This is a genomic window from Pseudomonas sp. St29 (genome assembly GCF_001547915.1).
In the GTDB taxonomy this organism is placed as follows: domain Bacteria; phylum Pseudomonadota; class Gammaproteobacteria; order Pseudomonadales; family Pseudomonadaceae; genus Aquipseudomonas.
In genome coordinates this window covers 1,895,074-1,917,223 of the sequence record NZ_AP014628.1, presented here as the reverse complement: position 1 = coordinate 1,917,223, position 22,150 = coordinate 1,895,074, and the positions used below count along the sequence as shown (strand labels likewise).

General features: G+C 65.1%; 23 protein-coding genes. 10 read left to right on the top strand and 13 right to left on the bottom strand.

The window, feature by feature from the left end; genetic code table 11:
- Nucleotides 1–86 precede the first annotated feature (86 nt).
- From gcl to PST29_RS08645, 8 genes are all read left to right on the top strand, one after another.
- Nucleotides 87–1,862 carry a glyoxylate carboligase gene (gene gcl, locus PST29_RS08680; RefSeq protein WP_060838180.1) on the top strand — a complete coding sequence of 592 codons (1,776 nt, stop codon included), beginning with the start codon at nucleotides 87–89 and terminating at the stop codon, nucleotides 1,860–1,862.
- Nucleotides 1,863–2,011: 149 nt separating this feature from the next.
- Nucleotides 2,012–2,794, top strand: a complete 783-nt coding sequence (gene hyi / locus PST29_RS08675; RefSeq protein ID WP_060838179.1) for a hydroxypyruvate isomerase — start codon at nucleotides 2,012–2,014, stop codon at nucleotides 2,792–2,794.
- Nucleotides 2,795–2,917: 123 nt separating this feature from the next.
- Nucleotides 2,918–3,811 (top strand): 2-hydroxy-3-oxopropionate reductase, encoded by an 894-nt coding sequence (locus PST29_RS08670; protein WP_060838178.1) that lies wholly within the window; start codon nucleotides 2,918–2,920, stop codon nucleotides 3,809–3,811.
- A gap of 152 nt (nucleotides 3,812–3,963) precedes the next feature.
- The gene (locus PST29_RS08665) at nucleotides 3,964–5,244 is read left to right on the top strand and encodes a glycerate kinase type-2 family protein (protein WP_060842832.1); all 1,281 of its coding nucleotides are present in this window, start codon (nucleotides 3,964–3,966) and stop codon (nucleotides 5,242–5,244) included.
- On the top strand, nucleotides 5,234–6,649 hold the full coding sequence (gene pyk, locus PST29_RS08660) for a pyruvate kinase (RefSeq protein WP_060838176.1): 1,416 nt from the start codon (nucleotides 5,234–5,236) through the stop codon (nucleotides 6,647–6,649). Before PST29_RS08665 ends, pyk begins: the two co-directional genes overlap by 11 nt.
- A gap of 111 nt (nucleotides 6,650–6,760) precedes the next feature.
- Entirely contained in the window at nucleotides 6,761–7,681 is a 921-nt protein-coding gene (locus PST29_RS08655) for an urea transporter (protein ID WP_060842831.1), read from the top strand.
- A gap of 21 nt (nucleotides 7,682–7,702) precedes the next feature.
- The gene (locus PST29_RS08650; protein ID WP_060838174.1) at nucleotides 7,703–8,527 is read left to right on the top strand and encodes an ion transporter; all 825 of its coding nucleotides are present in this window, start codon (nucleotides 7,703–7,705) and stop codon (nucleotides 8,525–8,527) included.
- 90 nt (nucleotides 8,528–8,617) lie between these two features.
- Nucleotides 8,618–9,619, top strand: coding sequence for a sulfate ABC transporter substrate-binding protein (locus tag PST29_RS08645; protein ID WP_060838173.1), 1,002 nt, complete (start codon nucleotides 8,618–8,620; stop codon nucleotides 9,617–9,619).
- Nucleotides 9,620–9,682: 63 nt separating this feature from the next.
- On the opposite strand, the gene PST29_RS08640 is transcribed toward PST29_RS08645, so the two are convergent.
- Together PST29_RS08640 and PST29_RS08635 are read right to left on the bottom strand one after the other, a co-directional pair.
- Complete coding sequence (locus PST29_RS08640) at nucleotides 9,683–10,132, bottom strand: RidA family protein (protein WP_060842830.1); 450 nt, start codon at nucleotides 10,130–10,132, stop codon at nucleotides 9,683–9,685.
- Nucleotides 10,133–10,279: 147 nt separating this feature from the next.
- Nucleotides 10,280–10,909, bottom strand: coding sequence for a DUF5666 domain-containing protein (locus tag PST29_RS08635; protein WP_060838171.1), 630 nt, complete (start codon nucleotides 10,907–10,909; stop codon nucleotides 10,280–10,282).
- A 255-nt stretch (nucleotides 10,910–11,164) separates the two neighbouring features.
- Between PST29_RS08635 and PST29_RS08630 the strand changes: the two genes are divergently transcribed.
- Both PST29_RS08630 and PST29_RS08625 read left to right on the top strand, forming a co-directional pair.
- Nucleotides 11,165–12,373: an MFS transporter gene (locus PST29_RS08630; RefSeq protein WP_060838170.1), complete on the top strand. Its 1,209-nt coding sequence runs from the start codon at nucleotides 11,165–11,167 to the stop codon at nucleotides 12,371–12,373.
- A gap of 78 nt (nucleotides 12,374–12,451) precedes the next feature.
- Complete coding sequence (locus tag PST29_RS08625) at nucleotides 12,452–13,336, top strand: LysR family transcriptional regulator (RefSeq protein WP_060838169.1); 885 nt, start codon at nucleotides 12,452–12,454, stop codon at nucleotides 13,334–13,336.
- 8 nt (nucleotides 13,337–13,344) lie between these two features.
- On the opposite strand, the gene PST29_RS08620 is transcribed toward PST29_RS08625, so the two are convergent.
- The 11 genes from PST29_RS08620 to ccmA form a co-directional block, all read right to left on the bottom strand.
- On the bottom strand, nucleotides 13,345–14,487 hold the full coding sequence (locus tag PST29_RS08620; protein ID WP_060842829.1) for a hypothetical protein: 1,143 nt from the start codon (nucleotides 14,485–14,487) through the stop codon (nucleotides 13,345–13,347).
- Between the two features lie 126 nt (nucleotides 14,488–14,613).
- On the bottom strand, nucleotides 14,614–15,015 hold the full coding sequence (locus PST29_RS08615) for a hypothetical protein (protein ID WP_060842828.1): 402 nt from the start codon (nucleotides 15,013–15,015) through the stop codon (nucleotides 14,614–14,616).
- A gap of 14 nt (nucleotides 15,016–15,029) precedes the next feature.
- Entirely contained in the window at nucleotides 15,030–16,235 is a 1,206-nt protein-coding gene (gene ccmI, locus PST29_RS08610) for a c-type cytochrome biogenesis protein CcmI (protein ID WP_060842827.1), read from the bottom strand.
- Nucleotides 16,232–16,702 carry a cytochrome c-type biogenesis protein gene (locus PST29_RS08605; protein WP_060838165.1) on the bottom strand — a complete coding sequence of 157 codons (471 nt, stop codon included), beginning with the start codon at nucleotides 16,700–16,702 and terminating at the stop codon, nucleotides 16,232–16,234. The genes ccmI and PST29_RS08605 overlap by 4 nt, the downstream gene beginning before the upstream one ends.
- Nucleotides 16,699–17,235 (bottom strand): DsbE family thiol:disulfide interchange protein, encoded by a 537-nt coding sequence (locus PST29_RS08600; protein ID WP_060838164.1) that lies wholly within the window; start codon nucleotides 17,233–17,235, stop codon nucleotides 16,699–16,701. Before PST29_RS08600 ends, PST29_RS08605 begins: the two co-directional genes overlap by 4 nt.
- Nucleotides 17,232–19,220, bottom strand: a complete 1,989-nt coding sequence (locus PST29_RS08595) for a heme lyase CcmF/NrfE family subunit (RefSeq protein WP_060838163.1) — start codon at nucleotides 19,218–19,220, stop codon at nucleotides 17,232–17,234. Before PST29_RS08595 ends, PST29_RS08600 begins: the two co-directional genes overlap by 4 nt.
- Before the next feature lie 3 nt (nucleotides 19,221–19,223).
- Nucleotides 19,224–19,679, bottom strand: coding sequence for a cytochrome c maturation protein CcmE (gene ccmE, locus PST29_RS08590; protein ID WP_016965417.1), 456 nt, complete (start codon nucleotides 19,677–19,679; stop codon nucleotides 19,224–19,226).
- Nucleotides 19,676–19,852 (bottom strand): heme exporter protein CcmD, encoded by a 177-nt coding sequence (gene ccmD, locus PST29_RS08585; RefSeq protein WP_060838162.1) that lies wholly within the window; start codon nucleotides 19,850–19,852, stop codon nucleotides 19,676–19,678. Before ccmD ends, ccmE begins: the two co-directional genes overlap by 4 nt.
- Entirely contained in the window at nucleotides 19,849–20,604 is a 756-nt protein-coding gene (locus PST29_RS08580) for a heme ABC transporter permease (RefSeq protein WP_060838161.1), read from the bottom strand. The genes ccmD and PST29_RS08580 overlap by 4 nt, the downstream gene beginning before the upstream one ends.
- A gap of 78 nt (nucleotides 20,605–20,682) precedes the next feature.
- Nucleotides 20,683–21,351, bottom strand: coding sequence for a heme exporter protein CcmB (gene ccmB / locus PST29_RS08575; RefSeq protein WP_060841898.1), 669 nt, complete (start codon nucleotides 21,349–21,351; stop codon nucleotides 20,683–20,685).
- Nucleotides 21,348–21,983, bottom strand: a complete 636-nt coding sequence (gene ccmA / locus PST29_RS08570; RefSeq protein WP_060845086.1) for a cytochrome c biogenesis heme-transporting ATPase CcmA — start codon at nucleotides 21,981–21,983, stop codon at nucleotides 21,348–21,350. The genes ccmB and ccmA overlap by 4 nt, the downstream gene beginning before the upstream one ends.
- Nucleotides 21,984–22,150 lie beyond the last annotated feature (167 nt).

The window sequence follows — 22,150 nt, the reverse complement described above, 5'->3', positions numbered from 1 at the left end:
AATCAATTGACCTGCGTCGCTCGCCGTGAATACACTTTGCGGAAAGCCACTTGTATACAATTACAAAACGTAAGAGGCACAAAACCATGAGCAAAATGAGAGCAATCGAAGCCGCCGTTCTGGTGATGCGCCGCGAAGGGGTCGATACCGCTTTTGGCATCCCGGGTGCCGCCATCAACCCGCTGTATTCCGCGCTGCAGAAGGTCGGCGGCATCGATCACGTCCTCGCCCGCCACGTTGAAGGCGCCTCGCACATGGCCGAGGGCTACACCCGCACCAAGGCCGGCAACATCGGCGTGTGCATCGGCACCTCCGGCCCGGCCGGCACCGACATGGTCACCGGCCTGTACAGCGCCTCGGCCGACTCGATCCCGATTCTCTGCATCACCGGCCAGGCCCCCCGGGCCCGCCTGCACAAGGAAGACTTCCAGGCAGTGGACATCACCAGCATCGTCAAGCCGGTGACCAAGTGGGCCACCACTGTGCTGGAGCCGGGCCAGGTGCCCTACGCCTTCCAGAAAGCCTTCTACGAAATGCGCTCCGGCCGCCCCGGCCCGGTACTGATCGACCTGCCGTTCGACGTGCAGATGGCGGAAATCGAGTTCGACATCGACGCCTACCAGCCCCTGCCCCTGGCCAAGCCAAGCGCGACCCGAGTCCAGGCCGAGAAAGCCCTGGCCCTGCTGGACCAGGCCGAGCGTCCGTTGCTGGTGGCCGGTGGCGGCGTGATCAACGCCGATGCCAGCGAGCTGCTGGTGGAGTTCGCCGAGCTGACCGGCATTCCGGTGATCCCGACCCTGATGGGCTGGGGCAGCATCCCCGACGATCACCCGCAGATGGTGGGCATGGTCGGCCTGCAGACCTCCCATCGCTACGGCAACGCCACCCTGCTCAAGTCCGACGCCGTGCTGGGCATCGGCAACCGCTGGGCCAACCGCCACACCGGCTCGGTGGACGTCTACACCGAAGGCCGCAAGTTCATCCACGTGGACATCGAGCCAACCCAGATCGGCCGGGTATTCACCCCGGACCTGGGCATCGTCTCCGACGCCGGCAGCGCCCTGACCGTGCTCCTGGAAGTGGCCCGCGAGTGGCAGACCGCCGGCAAGCTCAAGGACCGCAGCGCCTGGCTGCATGACTGCCAGCAGCGCAAGGCCAGCCTGCACCGCAAGACCCACTTCGACAACGTGCCGGTCAAGCCGCAGCGCGTGTACGAAGAGATGAACCAGGTATTCGGCAAGGACACCTGCTACGTCAGCACCATCGGCCTGTCGCAGATTGCCGGCGCGCAGTTCCTCCACGTCTACAAGCCGCGCCACTGGATCAACTGCGGCCAGGCCGGCCCGCTGGGCTGGACCATTCCCGCGGCCCTGGGCGTGGTCAAGGCCGACCCGAATCGCCAGGTGGTGGCGCTGTCCGGCGACTACGACTTCCAGTTCATGATCGAAGAGCTGGCGGTAGGCGCCCAGTTCAACCTGCCCTACATCCATGTGGTGGTGAACAACTCCTACCTGGGGCTGATCCGTCAGGCCCAGCGCGGCTTCGACATGGACTACTGCGTGCAGCTGTCCTTCGACAACCTCAACGCGCCGGAACTCAACGGCTACGGCGTCGACCACGTGGCGGTCGCCGAAGGCCTGGGTTGCAAGGCCCTGCGGGTGTTCGAACCCAAGGACATCCAGCCGGCCCTGCGCCAGGCCCAGGAAATGCTCCAGACCTACAAGGTGCCGGTGGTGGTGGAAATCATCCTGGAGCGGGTGACCAACATTTCCATGGGCACCGAGATCAACGCGGTCAACGAGTTCGAAGACCTGGCGCTGGTGGGCAACGACGCCCCTACCGCGATTTCCCTGCTCGACTAACCCCTGGAGCCGCTGCCACAGGCTGTCATCGGGTTCACCGAACCTGCCGGGATTGCCCCGTGCGCCCTCTTGTCCAGAGAGGTCGCCGGGGCAGCCCGACTGCCACCTTGGCGCCCGCCACAGGCTTCACCGCTTCACAGGAGACCACCATGCCGCGTTTTGCCGCCAACCTGTCCATGCTGTTCACCGAACAGGACTTCCTCGCCCGCTTCAAGGCCGCCGCCGATGCCGGCTTCAGCGGCGTCGAATACCTGTTTCCCTACGAATTCAGCTCCGCCGAAATCAAGGCGCAACTCGATGCCCACGGCCTGACCCAGGTGCTGTTCAACCTGCCGGCCGGTGACTGGGCCAAGGGTGAGCGCGGTATCGCCTGCCTGCCCGATCGGGTCGAGGAGTTCCGTGCCGGCGTCGACCTGGCCATCGCCTACGCCCAGGTCCTGGGCAACACCCAGGTCAACTGCCTGGCGGGCATCCGCCCACAAGGCGCCGATGAAGCCCTGCTGGAAAAGACCTTCGTCGCCAACCTCAAGTACGCCGCCGACAAGCTGCAGGCGGTGGGCATCAAGCTGGTGATGGAGGCCATCAACACCCGCGACATTCCCGGCTTCTACCTCAACAACACCGCCCAGGCCCTGTCGATCCGCGAACAGGTGGGCAGCGCCAACCTGTACCTGCAGTACGACATCTACCACATGCAAATCATGGAGGGCGACCTGGCCCGGACCATGGCCAGCCATCTGAGCCAGATCAACCACATCCAGCTGGCAGACAACCCTGGACGCAACGAACCCGGCACCGGCGAGATCAACTATCGCTTCCTTTTCGAGCACCTGGACCGCATCGGCTACCAGGGCTGGGTCGGCTGCGAGTACAAGCCGCTGACCACCACCGAGGCCGGCCTTGGCTGGCTGAAAACCCACAACGCAATCTGAACCTGGACCTGCGTAGGAGCCGGCTTGCCGGCGAACAGGCCCGCAAGCCTTGCAGCGCCCTTGCGGCCACCTGCGCTGGCCAGCCAGCTCCTGCAAGGCCCCGTTGAATAGAGGATTTTTATCATGGCTAAAATCGGATTTATCGGCACCGGCATCATGGGTCACCCCATGGCCGCCAACCTGCAGAAAGCCGGTCACTCGCTGCTGCTCTCGGAACACCACGGCAAGGCCCCGGCCGACCTGATCGCCGCCGGCGCCGTGGCCCTGGCCTCGCCCCGGGAAGTGGCCCAGGAAGCCGAATTCGTCATCATCATGGTGCCCGATACGCCCCAGGTCGAAGACGTGCTGCTGCGTGCCGACGGCGTTGCCGCCGGGATCGGCAAGGGCAAGATCGTCATCGACATGAGCTCCATCTCCCCCACCGCGACCAAGGCCTTCGCCGCCAAGATCAACGAGAAAGGCGCACAGTACCTGGACGCCCCGGTGTCCGGCGGCGAAGTCGGGGCCAAGGCCGCGACCCTGAGCATCATGGTCGGCGGCGACAGCCAGGCCTTCGAACGCGCCCTGCCGCTGTTCCAGAGCATGGGCAAGAACATCACCCTGGTCGGCGGCAACGGTGACGGCCAGACCGCCAAGGTGGCCAACCAGATCATCGTCGCCCTGAATATCCAGGCGGTGGCCGAAGCGCTGCTGTTCGCCGCAAAGAACGGCGCCGACCCGGCCAAGGTGCGCGAAGCACTGATGGGCGGCTTCGCCTCCTCGAAGATCCTCGAAGTGCACGGCGAGCGGATGATCAAGGGCACCTTCGATCCGGGCTTCCGCATCAACCTGCACCAGAAGGACCTGAACCTGGCCCTCAGCGGCGCCCGCGAGCTGGGCATCAACCTGCCCAACACCGCCGGTACCCAGCAAGTGTTCAGCACCTGCAGCGCCATCGGTGGCGCCAACTGGGACCACTCGGCGCTGATCAAGGGCCTGGAACACATGGCCAACTTCTCGATCCGCGAGAAAAAATAACCCCCTATGTAGCCGCTGCCCCAGGCTGTACCAAGGTTCGCAGGTCACGCCTCACGGCGGGCCAGGGACCGGCCCTGCCGACCTTGTCGCCACCTGAGGTGGCGGCTACACCCGCTTCAAGCCCCCCATAACAAGAAATCCGGGAGCCCGCCATGTCGGTCGATCCGCAACAATTCCTTCGTGAGCTGTTCGCCACAGCCATCGACGCCGCCCATCCGCAACAGGTACTGCAAGCCCATCTCCCCAGCGACCGCAGCGGTCGAGTGATCGTCATCGGTGCCGGCAAGGCCGCGGCGGCCATGGCCCAGGTGGTGGAGCACAGTTGGCAGGGCGAAGTCAGCGGGCTGGTGGTTACCCGCTACGGCCACGGCGCCCCCTGCACCAGGATCGAAGTGGTCGAGGCCGCCCACCCGGTGCCCGACGCCGCCGGCCTGGCCGTGGCCAAGCGGGTGCTGGAGCTGGTCAGCAACCTGTCGGAACAGGACCGGGTGATCTTCCTGCTGTCCGGTGGCGGTTCGGCCCTGCTGGCCCTGCCCGCCGCCGGCATCACCCTGGCGGACAAGCAAGCCATCAACAAGGCCCTGCTCAAGTCCGGCGCCACCATCGGCGAGATGAACTGCGTGCGCAAGCACCTCTCGGCGATCAAGGGCGGCCGACTGGCCAAGGCCTGTTGGCCGGCCACGGTCTACACCTACGCGATATCCGATGTACCCGGCGATCTGGCGACAGTCATTGCCTCCGGCCCGACAGTGGCCGACCCGAGCACCTCGGCCGAGGCCCTGGCGATTCTCAAGCGCTACGACATCGACGTCCCGGCGGCCGTGCGCAGCTGGTTGCAGAGCCCCGAGTCGGAAACCGTCAAGCCCGGCGACCCGTGCCTGGAGCGCAGCCACTTCCAGCTGATCGCAAGGCCCCAGCAATCCCTGGAAGCCGCCGCGGTGAAAGCCCGCCAGGCCGGCTACAGCCCACTGATCCTCGGCGACCTGGAGGGCGAATCCCGCGAGGTGGCCAAGGTTCACGCCGGCATCGCCCGCCAGGTGGCCTTGCACGGCCAGCCGCTGGCGGCGCCCTGTGTGATCCTCTCCGGCGGCGAAACCACGGTCACCGTGCGCGGCAATGGCCGTGGCGGACGCAATGCCGAGTTCCTCCTAAGCCTTACCGACAGCCTCAAGGGCTACCCGGGCATCTACGCCCTGGCCGGTGATACCGACGGCATCGACGGCTCCGAAGACAACGCCGGGGCCATCATGACCCCGGACAGCTACGCCCGCGCCGCAGCCCTGGACCTGAGCGCCAGCGACGAGCTGGACAACAACAATGGCTACGGCTACTTCGCCGCGCTGGGCGACCTGATCGTCACCGAGCCGACCCGCACCAACGTCAACGACTTCCGCGCCATCCTGATTCTCGAGAGCCCCAAACATGACGCCTGACAAAAAGGTCAAAATCCTCGCCACCCTGGGTCCGGCCATCGACGGCATCGAGGACATCCGTGAACTGGTGCAGGCCGGAGTCAACATCTTCCGGCTCAACTTCAGCCACGGCAGCCACGCCGATCATGCGCAGCGCTATGAGTGGATTCGCCAGATCGAACGCGAACTGAACTATCCCCTGGGCATCCTCATGGACCTGCAGGGACCGAAACTGCGGGTCGGCACCTTCGCCGAAGGCAAGGTGCAACTGGTGCGGGGTCAGGCGCTGCGCCTGGACCTCGACCCGACCCCGGGCAACGCCGAGCGGGTCAGCCTGCCGCACCCGGAAATCATCGCCGCGCTGGAGCCGGGCATGGACCTGCTGCTGGACGACGGCAAGCTGCGCCTGCGGGTCATCGCCAAGCACGCCGACGCCATCGAGACCACCGTGCTCAATGGCGGCGAGCTGTCGGACCGCAAGGGCGTCAACGTGCCCCAGGCCGTGCTCGACCTCAGCCCACTGACCGCCAAGGACCGCCGCGACCTGAGCTTCGGCCTGGAGCTGGGGGTGGACTGGGTGGCGCTGTCCTTCGTGCAGCGCCCGGAAGACATCCGTGAAGCCCGCACGCTGATCGGCGACAAGGCCTACCTGATGGCCAAGATCGAAAAGCCTTCAGCGGTGACTCAACTACGGGAAATCGCCGAACTGAGCGACGCGATCATGGTGGCCAGGGGCGACCTGGGGGTGGAGGTGCCGGCGGAAAGCGTGCCGCAGATCCAGAAAACCATCATCGGCACCTGCCGCCAGCTGGGCAAACCCGTGGTGGTGGCCACCCAGATGCTGGAATCGATGCGCTTTTCGCCCGCGCCGACCCGGGCCGAGGTCACCGACGTGGCCAACGCCGTGGCCGAAGGCGCCGATGCGGTGATGCTGTCGGCGGAAACCGCCTCCGGCGAGTACCCGCTGGAAGCGGTGCAGATGATGGGCAAGATCATCCGCCAGGTGGAGAGCGGTCCCGACTACCAGACCCAACTGGATGTCAGCCGGCCCCAGGCCGAGGCGACGGTGTCCGACGCCATCAGCTGTGCGATCCGCCGGGTGTGCAGCATCCTGCCGGTGGCGGTGCTGGTGAACTACAGCGAATCGGGCAGCTCGACCCTGCGTGCCGCCCGGGAACGGCCATCGGTGCCCATCCTCAACCTGACGCCGAACTTGGCCACCGCGCGCCGCCTGACCCTGACCTGGGGCGTGCACTCGGTGGTCAATGACCGCCTGCGCCAGGTGGACGAGGTGTGTGCCACGGCCCTGGAAATCGCCCAGGCCCAGGGCCTGGCCAAGCGCGGCGATACCGTGGTGATCACCACCGGTGTGCCGTTCGGCCAGCCGGGGACCACCAACTCCCTGCGTGTCGAAACCCTTCTCTGACCCGCCGCCACTGCCGCCGCAGCGCACTCGACCTGCAGGAAGCCGCCCGAAGAGGCGGCCACTCGGAGCGAACGCTGCACGCGGTAGTCGCCGCATCCATCGATTTCCACCATGCCTGCACAGTCTTTCAACGCCTTCTGCCCCGACTGGGCCACTGCCTTGCTCAACGGTTTCAGTCAGATTTTCCTCCTGCGCCATCCGCTGTGCGGCCTGTTGTGCCTGCTGGCGATCCTGATCGGCGCCCCGGCCCAACTCGGGGGCGCCCTGCTTGGCGCCCTGGCCGGACTGCTCACGGCACAACGCCGGGGCTACGCCAAGGCCGACCGGCAAGCCGGGCTCTTCAGCTACAACGGTGTGCTCCTGGGTCTGCTGCTGAGCCTGTACCTGCCCTGGTCGGTGCTGCTGCCGCCGCTGATCATCGCCGCCGCCGGCCCCAGCGCGATCCTCACCCAGCAATGGCTCAAGCGCGCTCGCCAGCCGCGCAGCCTGCCGGCCTATACCGCGCCCTTCGTCGGCCTTGGCTGGCTGTTGCTGAGCCTGATGCAACCCCAGGCGCCCCTCCCCCCGGCAGTGCCCGAGCTGTCGCTGTCGAGCCTGCTGGGCGGCCTGCTCCAGGGCCTGGGCCAGATCATGTTTCTCGGCCAGCCGCTGGCCGGACTGCTGATACTCCTCGGACTGCTGCTGGCCAATCGCCGGGCGGCGATCTGGGCCCTGGTCGGCTCGGCCTGCGGCCTGGCCCTGGCACTGTGGCAGCAGCAACAGGGCCAGGCCCTGTTGGGCCTGGCCGGCTACAACAGCGCGCTGGCGGCCCTGGCCCTGGGCCAGCAGGCCCGTGCTCCGTGGCGCCCCCTGGCGGGGATATCGCTGGCACTGCTGATCACCCCCGGGATCGTCAGCCTGGGCCTTGCCCCCCTCACCGCGCCCTTCGTCATCGCCTGCTGGCTGGTGCATGCCGCCACCCGGATCCTGGATCGCACACCCCGGGACAACACACCTTGCGCTCCCCCGGCCTCTCCCCCTAGGCTGCGCTGATCTTTGATTCAGGCGACTTCCATGGGTAATAGCGACAACTGGCGCCAGCGCCTCTACGTGATGATCTTCCAGACCGATACGGTGGCTGGAAGGCGCTTCGACACCGCCCTGCTGCTGATCATCCTCGCAAGCCTGGTGATCGTGATCCTCGACAGCATCGACGAGGTACACAGCAACTACGCCAACGTCCTGGCCTGCATCGAATGGGGCTTCACCCTGATCTTCGCCATCGAGTACGGCCTGCGCCTGTACTGCTCGCCCAAGCCGCTGCGCTACGCCTTCAGTTTCTATGGCTTGGTGGACCTGCTGGCGATCGTCCCCGGCATCCTCGCCCTGTACTACAGCGACGCCCAGTACCTGCTGATCATCCGCATCATCCGCATGCTGCGGATCTTCCGGGTGCTCAAGCTGGCGCCCTACCTGAAACAGGCCCATTACCTGCTGGACGCCCTGCGCGGCAGCAAGCAGAAGATCCTGGTGTTCCTGCTCAGCGTCTGCACCCTGGTCACGGTGTTCGGCACCCTGATGTACGTGGTCGAAGGCCCGGAGCATGGCTTCACCAGCATCCCCAAGGGCATCTACTGGGCCATCGTCACCCTGACCACCGTGGGTTATGGCGACATCGTGCCCAAGACCGTGATCGGCCAGATGATCTCGTCCATGGTGATGATCACCGGTTACTCGATCATCGCCGTGCCCACCGGGATCTTCACCGCGGAACTGGCCAGCGCCATGCGTGGCGAACAGCTCAAGCATGACTGTCCGGTGTGCCGCAAGAACAGCCACGAACCGTCCGCGGCCTTCTGCTCGCGCTGCGGTAACGCGCTGTTCAAAAAACTGGAATAAGCAAAGTTCTTTTTAATCTTTAAAGAGATATAGCGCCCCGGCTATAGTCGGCGGCAAATTGCCTTCACTCTCGAACAAAAGGAATGTGCAGTGAAAAAACTCTTCAGCGCTTCGCTTCTGGCGGCCGGCCTGGCCCTGGGCAGCGTCGCCCAGGCCGCACCGACCCTGCTCAACGTGTCCTACGACGTGATGCGCGACTTCTACAAGGACTACAACGCCGCCTTCCAGAAACACTGGAAAGCCGAGCACAACGAGAACATCACCCTGCAGATGTCCTTCGGCGGCTCCAGCAAACAGGCGCGCTCGGTGATCGACGGCCTGCCGGCGGATGTCATCACCATGAACATGGCGACCGACATCAACGCCCTGGCGGACAACGGCAAACTGGTGCCGGACAACTGGGTGACGCGCCTGCCGGACAACAGCGCGCCCTTCACCTCGGCCACCGTGTTCATCGTGCGCAAGGGCAACCCCAAGGCCCTGAAGGACTGGCCGGACCTGCTCAAGGATGGCGTGCAAGTGATTGTGCCCAACCCCAAGACCTCGGGTAACGGCCGCTACACCTACCTCTCGGCCTGGGGTTATGTGCTGAAGAACGGCGGCGACGAGAACAAGGCCAAGGACTTCGTCGGCAAGCTGTTCAAGCAGGCGCCGGTACTGGACACCGGTGGCCGCGCCGCCACCACCACCTTCATGACCAACCAGATCGGCGACGTGCTGGTGACCTTCGAGAACGAAGCGGAAATGATCGCCCGCGAATTCGGCCGCGATCAGTTCGAGGTGATCTACCCGAGCGTGTCCGCCGAAGCCGAGCCGCCGGTATCGGTGGTGGACAAGGTGGTGGAGAAGAAAGGCACCCGCGCCGCGGCCGAGGAATACCTGAAGTACCTGTGGTCGCCGGAAGGCCAGGAAATCGCCGCCAACAACTACCTGCGCCCACGGGACCCGAAGGTGCTGGCCAAGTACACCGACCGCTTCCCGAAAGTCGACTTCCTCTCGGTGGAGAAGACCTTCGGCGACTGGCGCAGCGTGCAGAAGACCCACTTCAACGACGGCGGGATCTTCGACCAGATCTACACCAACGCCAAATGACCCCTCGCGGGTGAATGAAAAAAGCGACCCTGGCGGTCGCTTTTTTTATGCCTGCTGGCGAGTTCAGAGCGCCCGTGCCGGATTGAACAACGCCGCCGTGGCCACCTGATGCTGCTCCTCCAGCACCGCCTCGGCCTCGACCTCGATCAGCCACTCAGGCAGGGACAGGCCGCTGACGATGATCCACGAAGAGGCCGGCGGCTGGCTGGCAAAGCGCTCCAGCAGCACCGCGCTGATGTGTTCCTGCTGGTCGCGGGCGGCTTCGGCGATGTAGATCCGCAGCATCACCACATCCGCCATCTGGCCGCCCGCCGCGGCCAGGACGCTTGCGATGTTGTCGAAGGCCTGCTCGGTCTGCTCCCGCAGGCCGGGGCCGACCGTCCGCTCCTGCTCATCCACCCCCACCTGGCCGGACAGCAGCAGGCGTCGGCCGCCCCGCACTTCCACCGCCTGGCTGAAACCGTATTGCAGCGAATTGAACACACTGGCTGGGTTGAACGTCGACTTTTCCATAAGGCACTCCCGGCGCATTGAACGACCGGAAACCGTAAACCAAGGCTTTGGCGACTTCCACCGCAACCCGCGTGCTGCAACATTTGGCAATGCAAGCCTGGGCGGCGCAGAACCGGAGCGGAATCCTCCACCCCGCAGGCAACGGCCCTACATGGGCGGAGCCACCCCATCCTTGCCGGCGGAAATCGACTGCGCGGTGAGTTTGCCGTCGGCGCTCTGGGTGACGAACATCACCACCTTGACCCCGGCCTTGAGCAGGCTGCGATCCCCGGGGGTGAGATTGACGATGGGGACATCGTCCGGCACCAGGATCTTCTGCTGCCCGCCCTTGTAATTGACGGTCAGGGTACGGCCGTTGCTCACCACCAGATCCCCGACGCTGCCGTTGGTCATGCTGCTGCCCTTGGCCAGGTCGAAGGGCCGATGACCATCCCCGGTGCCGGCCATCTGCGCGGGAAAGACATGCACTTCCAGGGCCTTGAGAGTGCCGTCGGCCATGGGCAGTGCCGCCGAGCCGATGTAGCTGCCGGGCTTGATGTCCTCGATGTTGGCCAGGGTCACCCCGCGCACCTGGGTCTGTGGGGTCAGCTCGACACTGACGTTTTCACCGCTGTTGACATGCACCCGCACCAGGTCGCCGCTGATCCCGGTGATCTCGCCGCGCACGCCCATACGCATGCCCGGCGCCTCCTGGGCGCGGGCCGCAACCCCTACCAGGGTGAACGCCAGGACAACGCCCTGAGCGGCGCACAACCAACCACGCAAAGACCGATTCATGGGATGGATTCCTCTGTTGAAAAAGGGGCTCGGGCCACTCCGGGGCGAATGGCGAACATGAGCATGCTATCGAACAAGATGTAAGTAAATGTATCATCAGCCCTCGTCAGCGGCATCCGTCCCGGCCGGCAGCGCAACGCCTTGAATCGGTCATTTATTCCCCGCAGGAATGAATGCTATTGCCCCGCCCTCTCTACTGCGTTACCGCGCTGCCTCTTAACCTTGCCCCATCTTTTCGCCGCCAAGAGAATTCCGATGAGCTCAACGACCCAGGCGCTGCCCCTGCGCAGCGTGACAATGACCCGAGGCATGGTGCTGCTGTTCGCCTTCTGCTGCGGCGCCATCGTCGCCAACATCTACTACGCACAACCCATCATCGAGCTGATCGCCCCGGACCTCGGCCTGTCCAGTTCCCTGGCCAGCCTGATCGTGTCCCTGACCCAGATCGGCTATGCCCTGGGCCTGTTCTTCCTGGTGCCCCTGGGCGACTTGCTGGAAAACCGCCGACTGATGGTGATCACCACCCTGGTGGCCATCGCCAGCCTGCTGGGAGCGGCCTGGACCCAGCAGCCCAATGTCTTTCTCCTGGTGTCGCTGCTGATCGGCTTTAGCTCGGTGTCGGTGCAGATCCTCATTCCCCTGGCAGCGCACCTGGCCCCGGAAGAGTCCCGCGGCCGAGTGGTGGGCGGGATCATGGGCGGACTGCTGCTGGGGATTCTCCTGGCTCGTCCGGTGTCCAGCGTGGTAGCCGATCTGTTTGGCTGGCGCGCGATGTTCATTGCCGCCGCCGTGCTAATGGCGGCCATCAGCCTGGTCCTGATGCTGACCATGCCCAAGCGCCAACCGGCCCATAGCGCCACTTACGGCCAACTGCTGCGCTCACTGGGGAGCCTGCTGCGCCGGCAACCGGTCTTGCGCCAGCGGGCCTTCTACCAGGGCTGCATGTTCGCCAGCTTCAGCCTGTTCTGGACCGCAGCCCCACTGGAGCTGGCACGCCAGCACGGCCTGTCGCAGAGCCAGATCGCGATCTTCGCCCTGGTAGGCGCCATCGGGGCCATCGCCGCCCCCATCAGCGGACGCCTGGCGGATGCCGGCCACACCCGCATCGCCTCGCTGCTGGCCATGCTCCTGGCGGCCCTGAGCTTTGTGCCGACACTGATCCATCCCGCCTACAGCGTGATCGGCCTGGCGGTGACCGGGGTGGTCCTGGACTTCTGCGTGCAAATGAACATGGTGCTCGGGCAACGGGCGGTGTATGCCCTGGACGCCCACAGCCGCAGCCGCCTCAACGCGCTGTACATGACCAGCATCTTCATCGGTGGCGCCTTCGGCTCATCGATTGCCAGCGCGGTGTACGAACACGGTGGCTGGCTGGGCGTGGCGCTGGTGGGCAGCGCCTTTCCTCTGCTGGCCCTGCTGCGCTTTCTTTTGGTGGCGGACAACCGCCGAGCAGTGCGCGCCTAGGCGACTCGGGCTGAACCCGGTGATAGTGTCGGCAACCGCTCCCGGGGGCCCTGCTCCCCTCTCCTGCAAGGACAACCGATGGACCGCCTAGCCGCGATGGAAACCTTTGTGCATGTGGTGGAAAGCGGGTCCTTCTCCGCTGCCGCCCGCCGCCTGAACCTGGGCCAGCCCGCCGTATCGAAAACCATTGCCCAGTTGGAGGCCCATCTGCAGGTGCGGCTGTTGTTGCGCTCCACCCGCGGCTTGACCCCCACCGAGGCCGGCCTGGCCTATTTCGAACGGGCCCGGCGCACCCTGGAGGAGGCCTGCGAGGCGGAAAACGCTGCTCGCGGGTCGGCGGCGGCATTGCATGGCACCCTGCGCATCGGCGCCGCGGTGACCTTCGCCCGCATGCACATCGTGCCCCACCTGGGGGCCTTTCTTGATCGTCACCCGGGACTGCAGATCGACGTGGTGCTGGACGATCAGCACATCAATCTGGTGGAAGCCGGGGTGGATGTGGCGCTGCGCATGGGCCGCCTGGCCGACTCGACCCTCACCGCGCGCAAAATCGCCGAATGCCCGCGCCTGCTGCTGGCCACCCCGGAGTACCTGGCCACACATGGCGAACCCCGGCATCCGGCCGATCTGAGCGAACACCAGGCCCTGATCTACAGCCGGGGGCCCGGCCATCTCTGGCACTTTTTCCAGGGCGACCAAGAGCAGCAGGTGAGTGTCAGCGGCAGGATCCGGGTCAATGCCGCGGAGGGCTTGCGGGCGGCGGTCCTGGCACATCAGGGCCTGGCAACCGCCTCGCAATGGATGTTCGCCCCGGAATTGGCCAGCGGCGCGGTCAAGGCACTGCTGACCGACTGGCAGCTGCCACGGCAGCAACTGTGGGCGGTGTTTCCCGGCGGGCGCCTGGTGAGTGCCAAGGCCCGGGCCTTCATCGAGTACGTGGAGCAGTTGCTGGAGCGCCTCTGAGACGCGCTTCAGATGCGCTCGCGGACCAGCACCTCGATGTTCAGCGCCTCGCCCCAGCGCCGCAGGCGCTCGATCAGGCCCTGATCGGTTTCACCGACCAGGTACAGGATGTCGATGGTCTGGGTCGCGGCCCATTCGACGAACTGACTGCTGTCGAAGTCGGCCAGGGTCTCGAGCCGGAATTCGTTTTCATAGAACCCCGGGGCCACCGCCACCGGGGTGTCCTGGGGACTGGCCGCGGCGATGAAGTCACAGGACAGGTGCACCACGCCCCAACGGGCCACGCGCCAGTTCCTCAGGGCTTCGTCGAGTCGCGCCCGGGCACCGCGGACAAAGCCCAGGCCATCGAGCACCACGCGCCGGTTGACGATCAGCCACAGCCTGCGTCGCTGGGGGGCCTTGAGCAGCACCTCGCCCGTCACCTTGGAGGCGCGCAAGGCCAGGGCAATCACCAGCAACAGGGGTGCGCAATAGCCGTAGAGGCGTTCGGCCTGGCTGACCTGGGTCAGCCCATGCAGGCGCTGGACCTCGGCCCGCTGGCGCTCCAACTCCCCGAATGTCTGTCCCAGACGCTGCAACCATTGCTGCACCAGGGGGGCTGAATACTCGCCACGCAGATCATCCAGAGCCTGCTGCACCTTGCTCACCGCCAGGGTCGACGGACGCCCATCGGCGCTGCGTTCCAGCGTGCCAAAGCGCTCGCACAGGCTGCTGACCTGGGCCGCATCCTGGGGCTCATGCAGCTCAAGCGCTGCCTGACAGTGAGCGCTGCCGAGCATGTCGTCGATCTCGGCCAACACCCTGCGCTGCAGGCCGGCCTGCTGGCTTTGCGCCCATTGATAGTCGCTCTGGAACCAGTCCACGCGGACCGCCTGGGTAGCACTGATCAGCGCCAGGGAAGCCAGCAGCAGCCAGCCGTAGTCGACCTTCTTCCAGCCGATCTCGCCCAGGCGGAACACCGAGATCAGGCTCCAGCAGAAGAAGTAATACATGAAGGCGAAGGCCACCAGCAGGTACAGCGGTGCCAGGGACAGATAGATCAGTTCCGGCACGTCTGCCGGCCCCAGGCCATACAGCAACAGCAGGACACAGACCACGGCCAGCCAAAACACCATCGGCGCGACATAGGGTTTGTTCAGGTCATTCTTCATCGGGCGCTCAACGGCTGATACTCGGGAACACCCCGCTGTATCGGCCAGCCGACCCGAGGCTTAAATAATCCACCCCGGGCGCGGGCTCTGGCCTGCGCCTCTGCGGTTATCCGGCAGGCGCCGGAATTATTGAAACTGGCGGCCGAGGCCGGCGGGAACACCGTGGATATCGGTGTTTTCCCAAGGCCCGTCGGGGCTGATGGAACGGCTCCAACCGTTGTTCCAGCGGTAATAGGTGCGCTGGCGGTAGAACGTGTTGTTCTGGTCGTCCAGCACATAGACCCCGAGCCGGGCGTCCCAGTGGCTGTGCCCGCCCGGCGGCGGGGCAAAGCTGGCGGAGGTGCGAGGCAGGGGTTTGGTCGTGGGGATCGGCGCGCTGGGCTTGCCCGGGGCCGTGGACGGAGCCGGGCGTGTGCTCGGCCCCGCGGGCGGAATGGGTTCAGAGGAGTTGGGCTCCGGCCGCTGGACCGTACAAGCGCTCAACCCCAGGACCAGTGACAACAGGGTGATACGAGCGATGGCGGTCATGGCGGCTTCTCTGGTTATTGATCCGGACTGTCGATGGTCAGCTGTTGCGCGGCGGTGGTGCTGCTGGGCAATGGCTGGCTACGCCCAACCCACTCGCCGGACGTTGGCTTGCCGGCGCGGGAAATGCGCGCAACCAGTTGGACTTCAGGGAAGTTCGACAGTTTCAACTGCGGCATCATCGCGTCGCTATCGCCCAGCTCGACCGTAGCCGGCAGGTCGGCCACGGTCAGGCGCTTGGCCGCCAACGGGGCGGGCGGCCCCTGGGTGGCACGGGCGAAGATGAACACGCTGTCGCCCGGCTGGACCTTGTCCTTGAGCTGCGCAGCCAGATCGACGCGAACCTTGAGCAAGGCGCCCTTGGCCTGAACCGCCGGCTCGGTCGCGACCTTGCCTCCCGCGGCCACCAGCTTCTCGCCGGCCCGTTCGATCCCGCCCTGCAGCGCTGCGCGGGAATTGTCGTCCGGCGGCAGTTGCGCCTGCAGCCGTTTCCAGTAGTCGATGGCGTCCTGGTAGCGCCCGCCTTCGAAGGCGGCGATCCCCAGCAGCCCGAGGCTGGTGACTTCGTTGGGATCGGCTTTCAGCGCTTCGTCGGTCAGGCCCTGGACCTTGTCCGACCATTGCTTGTTGTCGGCGAAGTACTGGGCCTGGGCCCATTGCCCCAAGAGCTCGGGCTGGCGGCCGGCCACGGCCACGGTGCGTTCGAAGATCTTCGCCGCGTCCGCCGGGCGATCCTGGGCCATGTAGGTGCGCCCGAGGAAATACAGACCTTCGGCAGAGTCCGGCTGGGCCGCCACCGCGCGCTCCAGGCGCCGGGTCATTTCCTCCATGGACTGCGGCGCCTGGGCAAACTCCCGGGTCAGCTCGACCTTGTCGCTGGCGCCAAAATGCAGGTACAGCCCCAGCCCCAGCACCGGCACCAGCAGCGCCGCCAGCAACGGCAGCGGCTTGCCCAGGCGCGAGCTGCGCAGCGGAGCGCTGCCTTCGGTGTCCGCCAGCAGCTCGCGAGCCGCTTCGGCGCGTCCGGCGTCCATCTGTTCGGCACTGAGCACGCCTTCGGCTTGCTGACTGTTGAGCTCGGCCACTCGTTCTTCATAGAGCGCCACGTTCAGCGCGGTACGATCCTCTTCACGCTGGGCACGACGCTCGCGCAATACCGGGATCAACAGGAAACTCAGGGCGATCAGGAGCAGCAGGCCTGCTGCAAGCCAGAAATCAATCATGGGTGGTTTTTATCCAGCAGTTGGTCGAGGCGCTGACGCTCTTCGACGGAAAGCGTGTTCGGGCTGTCACGAAGCTCGACGCGACGACGCCGGACAATCACGGCAATGATCACCAGGCCGCCCAGCAGCAGCCCGGCGGGACCGAACCAGAGCAGCGCGGTCTTGCCGGTCAGGGCCGGCCGGTAGCGCACGAAGTCGCCGTAGCGGTCGACCATGAAGTCGATGATCTGCTGATTGTCCTTGCCCTCGCCGAGCATGCGGAAAATCTCTTTGCGCAGGTCGGCGGCAATCGGCGCGTTGGAGTCGGCGATGTCCTGGTTCTGGCACTTGGGGCAGCGCAGTTCCTTGGTCAGTTGGTGGAACCTTTCGCGGTCGGCGTCGCTGGCGAACTGATAGGTATCGATAGCGGCGTGGGCCACGCCGGCGATGCTCAGGCCCAGGATGGCGGCGGCTAACCAGCGCTTCATGGCTTGGCCTCATCGACCAGGGCCTGGTACTTGGCGGCCAGCTGTTCGCGCCACACCACTTCGTCGATCACCCCGACGAACTTGTCGCGGATGATGCCCTTGGCATCGATGAAGAAGGTTTCCGGAGCGCCGTAGACGCCGAGGTTGAGCCCCAGGGAGCCCTCTTCGTCGCGCACGTCCAGCAGGTAGGGGTTGTGGAACTCGGCCAGCCACTTCAGGGCGTCGGCGTTGACGTCCTTGTAGTTGATGCCGTAGATCACCACGCCCTTCTCGGCCAGCTTGTTCAGCACCGGGTGCTCGACCCGGCAGGAAATGCACCAGGTGCCCCAGACGTTGACCAGCGCCGGCTTGCCCAGCAGGTCGGCACGGGTCAGGGTCTTGTCGCCCTGCACCGACGGCAGGGAGAACTCCGGGAACGGCTTGCCGATCATTGCCGATGGCAGCTCGGCCGGGTCCAGGTACAACCCGCGATAGAGAAACACCGCCACCACCAGGAACACCGCCAGGGGCAACATCATCATCCAGCGTCTCATGCCGTAGCTCCTGTCATGCCCAGTGCTTCGCGCACGCGGCTTTTAACCTTGATCCGGTAACGCCGGTCCATGGCCGCCAGCAAGCCACCGAAACCGGTGAGCAGGCCGCCGAACCAGATCCAGCGCACGAACGGCTTGACGTGCACCCGCACCGCCCAGGCGCCTTCACCCAGGGGTTCGCCCAGGGCCACATACAGGTCACGGGTGAAACCGGCATCGATCCCGGCCTCGGTCATCATCGAGCTCTGCACGGTGTAGAGGCGTTTTTCCGGGTGCAGCACCGCCACCTCCTTGCCATCGCGCACCACACGCACGGTGCCCTTGTCGGAAGTGAAGTTCGGCCCTTCGAAATGCTTGGCACCCTCGAAGATGAAGTGATAGCCGGCCAGCTCCATGGACTCACCCGGTTCCAGGCGCAAGTCGCGCTCGGCGCTGTTCTGGCTCGACAGCACCACGCCCAGGGCACAGACGGCGATACCCAGGTGCGCCAGTTGCATGCCCCAGTAACTGCGGGTCAGGCCTGGCAGGCCCTTGATCAGGCCCTTGTGGCGGGTCTTGTCGAAGATGTCGCGTACCCCGGCCAGCAGCACCCAGGCCGCCAGCAGGAAGGTCGCCAGCACCGCCCAGTTGAAATCGCCGTAGGCAATGCCCGCCACCACGGCCAGGGCCACGCTGCCCAGCAACACCGGACCGAGCATGCCCATCAGCCATTTCACCGGGGTGTCTTTCCAGCGCACCAGCACGCCCACCGCCATCACCACCATCAGCAAGGCCATCAGCGGAATGAACAGCGCATTGAAGTACGGCGGGCCCACCGACAGCTTGGCGCCGGTCAGGGCGTCCAGCACCAGTGGGTACAGAGTGCCCAGCAGAATCATCGAGGCCGCCACCACCAGCACCAGGTTGTTGCCCAGCAGCAGGGTTTCCCGGGACCACAGGTTGAAGCCCACATGGCTCTTGACCACCGGCGCGCGCAGTGCGAACAGGGTCAGCGAGCCCCCCACCACGAACAACAGGAAGATCAGGATGAACACCCCACGCTCGGGATCCGCGGCAAAGGCGTGAACCGAGGTCAGGACCCCGGAGCGCACCAGGAAGGTCCCCAGCAGGCTCAGGGAGAAGGCCGCAATCGCCAGCAGCACGGTCCAGCTCTTGAATACGCCGCGCTTTTCCGTGACCGCCAGGGAGTGGATCAGCGCCGTGCCCACCAGCCAGGGCATGAACGAAGCATTTTCCACCGGGTCCCAGAACCACCAGCCGCCCCAGCCGAGTTCGTAATAGGCCCACCAGGAGCCCAGGGTGATACCGATGCCGAGGAAGGCCCAGGCGACGATGGTCCAGGGCCGCGACCAGCGGGCCCAGGCGGCGTCCAGGCGACCGCCCAGCAAGGCCGCGATGGCAAAGGCGAAGGCCACCGAGAAACCGACGTAGCCCATGTAGAGCATCGGCGGGTGAACGATCAGGCCGATGTCCTGCAGCAGCGGATTGAGGTCACGGCCATCGGCCGGCACCTGCGGCAGGATCCGCGCGAACGGGTTGGAAGTGACGATCAGGAACGACAGGAAGCCGGTGCTGATCAGCCCCATCACCGCCAGCACCCGGGCCAGCATCACCTGGGGCAACTGGCGCGAGAACACCGACACGGCGAAGGTCCAGCCACCGAGGATCAGCGCCCAGAGCAGCAGCGAACCTTCGTGGGCGCCCCAGACGGCACTGAACTTGTAGTACCAGGGCAAGGCGCTGTTGGAGTTGTGGGCCACATAAGCCACCGAGAAGTCGTCGGTCATGAAGGCATGGGTCAGGCAGCCGAAGGCGAATACCAGGAAGGCGAACTGCCCCCAGGCCGCCGGCTGGGCCAGGCTCATCCACAGCCGGTCGCCACGCCAGGCCCCCAGCAGCGGCAGCACGGCCTGGACCAGGGCAAAGCACAAGGCGAGGATCATCGCCAGTTGGCCGAGTTCAGGAATGAACAGTGCGGAACTCATGGCTTAACCCTCTTTCGCTGGTGTCGGTGCCGACTGGCCGCTGTCTTTCAACGCCTTGGTGACTTCCGGCGGCATGTACTTCTCGTCGTGCTTGGCCAGCACTTCATCGGCCACCACCACGCCGTCGGCGTTGAGCTTGCCCAGAGCAACGATGCCCTGCCCTTCGCGGAACAGGTCCGGGAGGATGCCACGGTAGGTGATGGTCACCGACTTGTTGAAGTCGGTGACCACGAACTTGACGTCCAGAGAGTCGGCGGAGCGCTCCAGGGAACCGGCCTGGACCATGCCTCCGGCACGAATCCGCGTGTCCAGCGGCGCTTCGCCGTTGGCGATCTGGGTCGGGGTGTAGAACAGGTTGATGTTTTCCTTCAGCGCGCTGAGGGCCAGGCCAACGGCGATGCCGACGCCCACCAGGATCGCCAGGATGATCAAAAGACGCTTTTTACGCAGCGGATTCACTTACCGTTCTCCCGGCGCAGACGACGCGCCTCTTGTTGCAGATAACGCTTGCGCGCCAGGATCGGCTCCGCCACGTTGATGATCAGGACTGCCAGGCAGATGCCATACGCCGACCAGACATAGAGGCCGTGATGGCCCATGGCGAGAAAGTCGCTGAAGGATGCAAAGCTCATCGAACAGTCTCCAGACAACCTTGGACTTCGGCCTTGACCCAACTGGCCCGGGCTTCGCGCTTGAGCACTTCCAGGCGCATGCGCAGCAACAGCACGGCGCCGAAGAAGCAGTAGAAGCCCAAGGCGGTGAGCAGCAGCGGCAGCCACATTTCCACCGGCATCGCCGGTTTCTCCGTGAGGGTGAAGGTGGCGCCCTGGTGCAGGGTGTTCCACCACTCCACCGAGTACTTGATGATCGGGATGTTCACCACACCGACAATGGCCAGTACCGCGCAGGCCTTGGCGGCGCTGTCACGATTGCTGATGGCGTTGCCCAGGGCAATCAGACCGAAGTACAGAAACAGAAGAATGAGCATCGACGTAAGTCGTGCATCCCAGACCCACCATGAGCCCCAGGTCGGCTTGCCCCAGATGGCCCCGGTCACCAGTGCCACGGCGGTCATCCAGGCACCGATCGGCGCCGCGCATTGCAGCGCCACGTCCGCCAGCTTCATCTTCCACACCAGGCCAACCACGCCGCAGACCGCCAGCATCACGTAGCAGGACTGCGCCAGCATGGCCGCCGGGACATGAATATAGATGATGCGGAAGCTGTTGCCCTGCTGGTAGTCCGGCGGCGCGAAGGCCAGGCCCCAGGCCACGCCGACAGCAATCAGCAAGACCGCCGCTACGCTGAGCCAGGGCAGCATTTTTCCGCTGATGCCATAGAACCATTTAGGCGAGCCGAGCTTGTGAAACCAGGTCCAGTTCATTCGTTGTTTCCATCACGGTTGCTCTTCGCTCTCACGAACAGCCAGGGTCTTTACTGGTCAAAAAACAACCAGACCTCATTATTCGCCGACGCTGATCTTCAGGCCAGCAGCTATTGCAAAGGGTGTAAGGGTCACTGCCAGGGCGGTCAGGCTCCCAAGCCACAGCAGATAACCTGTCGCCGGCATGCCCTGCAGTGCCGCCTGCAGGGCGCCACTGCCGAGAATCAGTACCGGGATGTACAAAGGCAGGATCAGCAACGCCAGCAGCAAGCCACCGCGCTTCAATCCCACCGTCAGTGCTGCGCCCACTGCGCCCAGCAGGCTCAGCACCGGAGTGCCCAGCAGCAGTGACAGCAGCAACACCGGCAGGCAGGCGGTAGGCAAGCCGAGCATCAAGGCCAGCAAGGGTGCAAGCAATACCAGTGCCAGGCCGGAAAAGGCCCAGTGTGCCAGTACCTTGGCCAAAACCAGAAGAGGCAGGGGGTGCGACGAAAGGACCCACTGTTCAAGGGATCCGTCCTCGAAATCACTGCGAAAAAGCCCGTCCAGCGAGAGCAGGACGGACAATAAGGCCGCTACCCAGACCAGCCCCGGTGACAAGGTTTGCAACAGATTTGTCTCAGGTCCCACGGCCAATGGGAACAGTGCAACGACGATGGCGAAGAACACCAGGGGGTTGGCCAGCTCCGCCGGGCGTCGGAACAGCAAGCGCGCCTCACGGGCCAGCAATTGGGCAAAGACGCTCATGCCGCCCACCGTCCCAGGTCCAGATCGCGGTAGCCCGACGGCATGCGGGTCAGACTGTGGTGAGTGGTCAGGACCACCATGCCGCCGCGTTCGCAATGATTGGCCAGGTGCTCCTCGAGCTGGGCCACCCCCTGTTTGTCCAGGGCGGTGAAGGGTTCGTCGAGGATCCACAGCGGCGGGCCGTCCAGATACAGCCGGGCCAGGGCCACACGGCGCTGCTGGCCGGCGGACAGGGTGTGACAGGCGACGTCCTCGAAACCGCGCAGGCCGACGGCCGCCAGGGCGTGCCAGATAGCCTCGCGCGTGGCCGGCTGGTGCAGGGCACAGAGCCAGTTGAGGTTTTCCTCGGGAGTCAGGACATCCTTGATTCCGGCGGCGTGGCCAATCCACAACAGGTTGCGCGCCAGTTCGGCACGCTGGCCATGCAAGGGCTGGCCATTGAGTAGTACCTGGCCAGCAGTGGGTTGCATCAGGCCGGCGAGCAAACGCAGCAGGCTGGTCTTGCCACTGCCGTTGGGACCGCTGATCTGCACCATGTCTCCGCCGGTCAGACGCAACTCCAAGTGTTCAAACAGCATCCGCCAGTCGCGCTCACAAGAGAGTGCTACGGCTTCGAGAAGAGGGCTGGTCAAGGGATGGTGGGCCTTCACGGGTTCAAGTCGGCAGTGGCGCGGCCGTTAAAGGGATGCAGAATAAATGCATTGGCGGCCTGTTCTAGAGAGCTGCGTCAAACATTTGCAATGTTTTCCCCACTCCCCCAAAGACGGGCGGCATTATACATGCGAAGCCCTACTCTCAA

Coding starts and splice junctions, on each gene's coding strand:
- PST29_RS08640 (WP_060842830.1), bottom strand. CDS start 10,132: ATGGAAAAGTCGACGTTCAACCCAGCCAGTGTGTTCAATTCGCTGCAA.
- pyk (WP_060838176.1), top strand. CDS start 5,234: ATGACGCCTGACAAAAAGGTCAAAATCCTCGCCACCCTGGGTCCGGCC.
- hyi (WP_060838179.1), top strand. CDS start 2,012: ATGCCGCGTTTTGCCGCCAACCTGTCCATGCTGTTCACCGAACAGGAC.
- PST29_RS08635 (WP_060838171.1), bottom strand. CDS start 10,909: ATGAATCGGTCTTTGCGTGGTTGGTTGTGCGCCGCTCAGGGCGTTGTC.
- PST29_RS08650 (WP_060838174.1), top strand. CDS start 7,703: ATGGGTAATAGCGACAACTGGCGCCAGCGCCTCTACGTGATGATCTTC.
- gcl (WP_060838180.1), top strand. CDS start 87: ATGAGCAAAATGAGAGCAATCGAAGCCGCCGTTCTGGTGATGCGCCGC.
- PST29_RS08655 (WP_060842831.1), top strand. CDS start 6,761: ATGCCTGCACAGTCTTTCAACGCCTTCTGCCCCGACTGGGCCACTGCC.
- PST29_RS08580 (WP_060838161.1), bottom strand. CDS start 20,604: ATGAACTGGACCTGGTTTCACAAGCTCGGCTCGCCTAAATGGTTCTAT.
- PST29_RS08630 (WP_060838170.1), top strand. CDS start 11,165: ATGAGCTCAACGACCCAGGCGCTGCCCCTGCGCAGCGTGACAATGACC.
- ccmI (WP_060842827.1), bottom strand. CDS start 16,235: ATGATTGATTTCTGGCTTGCAGCAGGCCTGCTGCTCCTGATCGCCCTG.
- ccmB (WP_060841898.1), bottom strand. CDS start 21,351: ATGAGCGTCTTTGCCCAATTGCTGGCCCGTGAGGCGCGCTTGCTGTTC.
- PST29_RS08605 (WP_060838165.1), bottom strand. CDS start 16,702: ATGAAGCGCTGGTTAGCCGCCGCCATCCTGGGCCTGAGCATCGCCGGC.
- PST29_RS08600 (WP_060838164.1), bottom strand. CDS start 17,235: ATGAGACGCTGGATGATGATGTTGCCCCTGGCGGTGTTCCTGGTGGTG.
- PST29_RS08665 (WP_060842832.1), top strand. CDS start 3,964: ATGTCGGTCGATCCGCAACAATTCCTTCGTGAGCTGTTCGCCACAGCC.
- ccmD (WP_060838162.1), bottom strand. CDS start 19,852: ATGAGCTTTGCATCCTTCAGCGACTTTCTCGCCATGGGCCATCACGGC.
- PST29_RS08670 (WP_060838178.1), top strand. CDS start 2,918: ATGGCTAAAATCGGATTTATCGGCACCGGCATCATGGGTCACCCCATG.
- PST29_RS08595 (WP_060838163.1), bottom strand. CDS start 19,220: ATGAGTTCCGCACTGTTCATTCCTGAACTCGGCCAACTGGCGATGATC.
- PST29_RS08620 (WP_060842829.1), bottom strand. CDS start 14,487: ATGAAGAATGACCTGAACAAACCCTATGTCGCGCCGATGGTGTTTTGG.
- PST29_RS08625 (WP_060838169.1), top strand. CDS start 12,452: ATGGACCGCCTAGCCGCGATGGAAACCTTTGTGCATGTGGTGGAAAGC.
- PST29_RS08615 (WP_060842828.1), bottom strand. CDS start 15,015: ATGACCGCCATCGCTCGTATCACCCTGTTGTCACTGGTCCTGGGGTTG.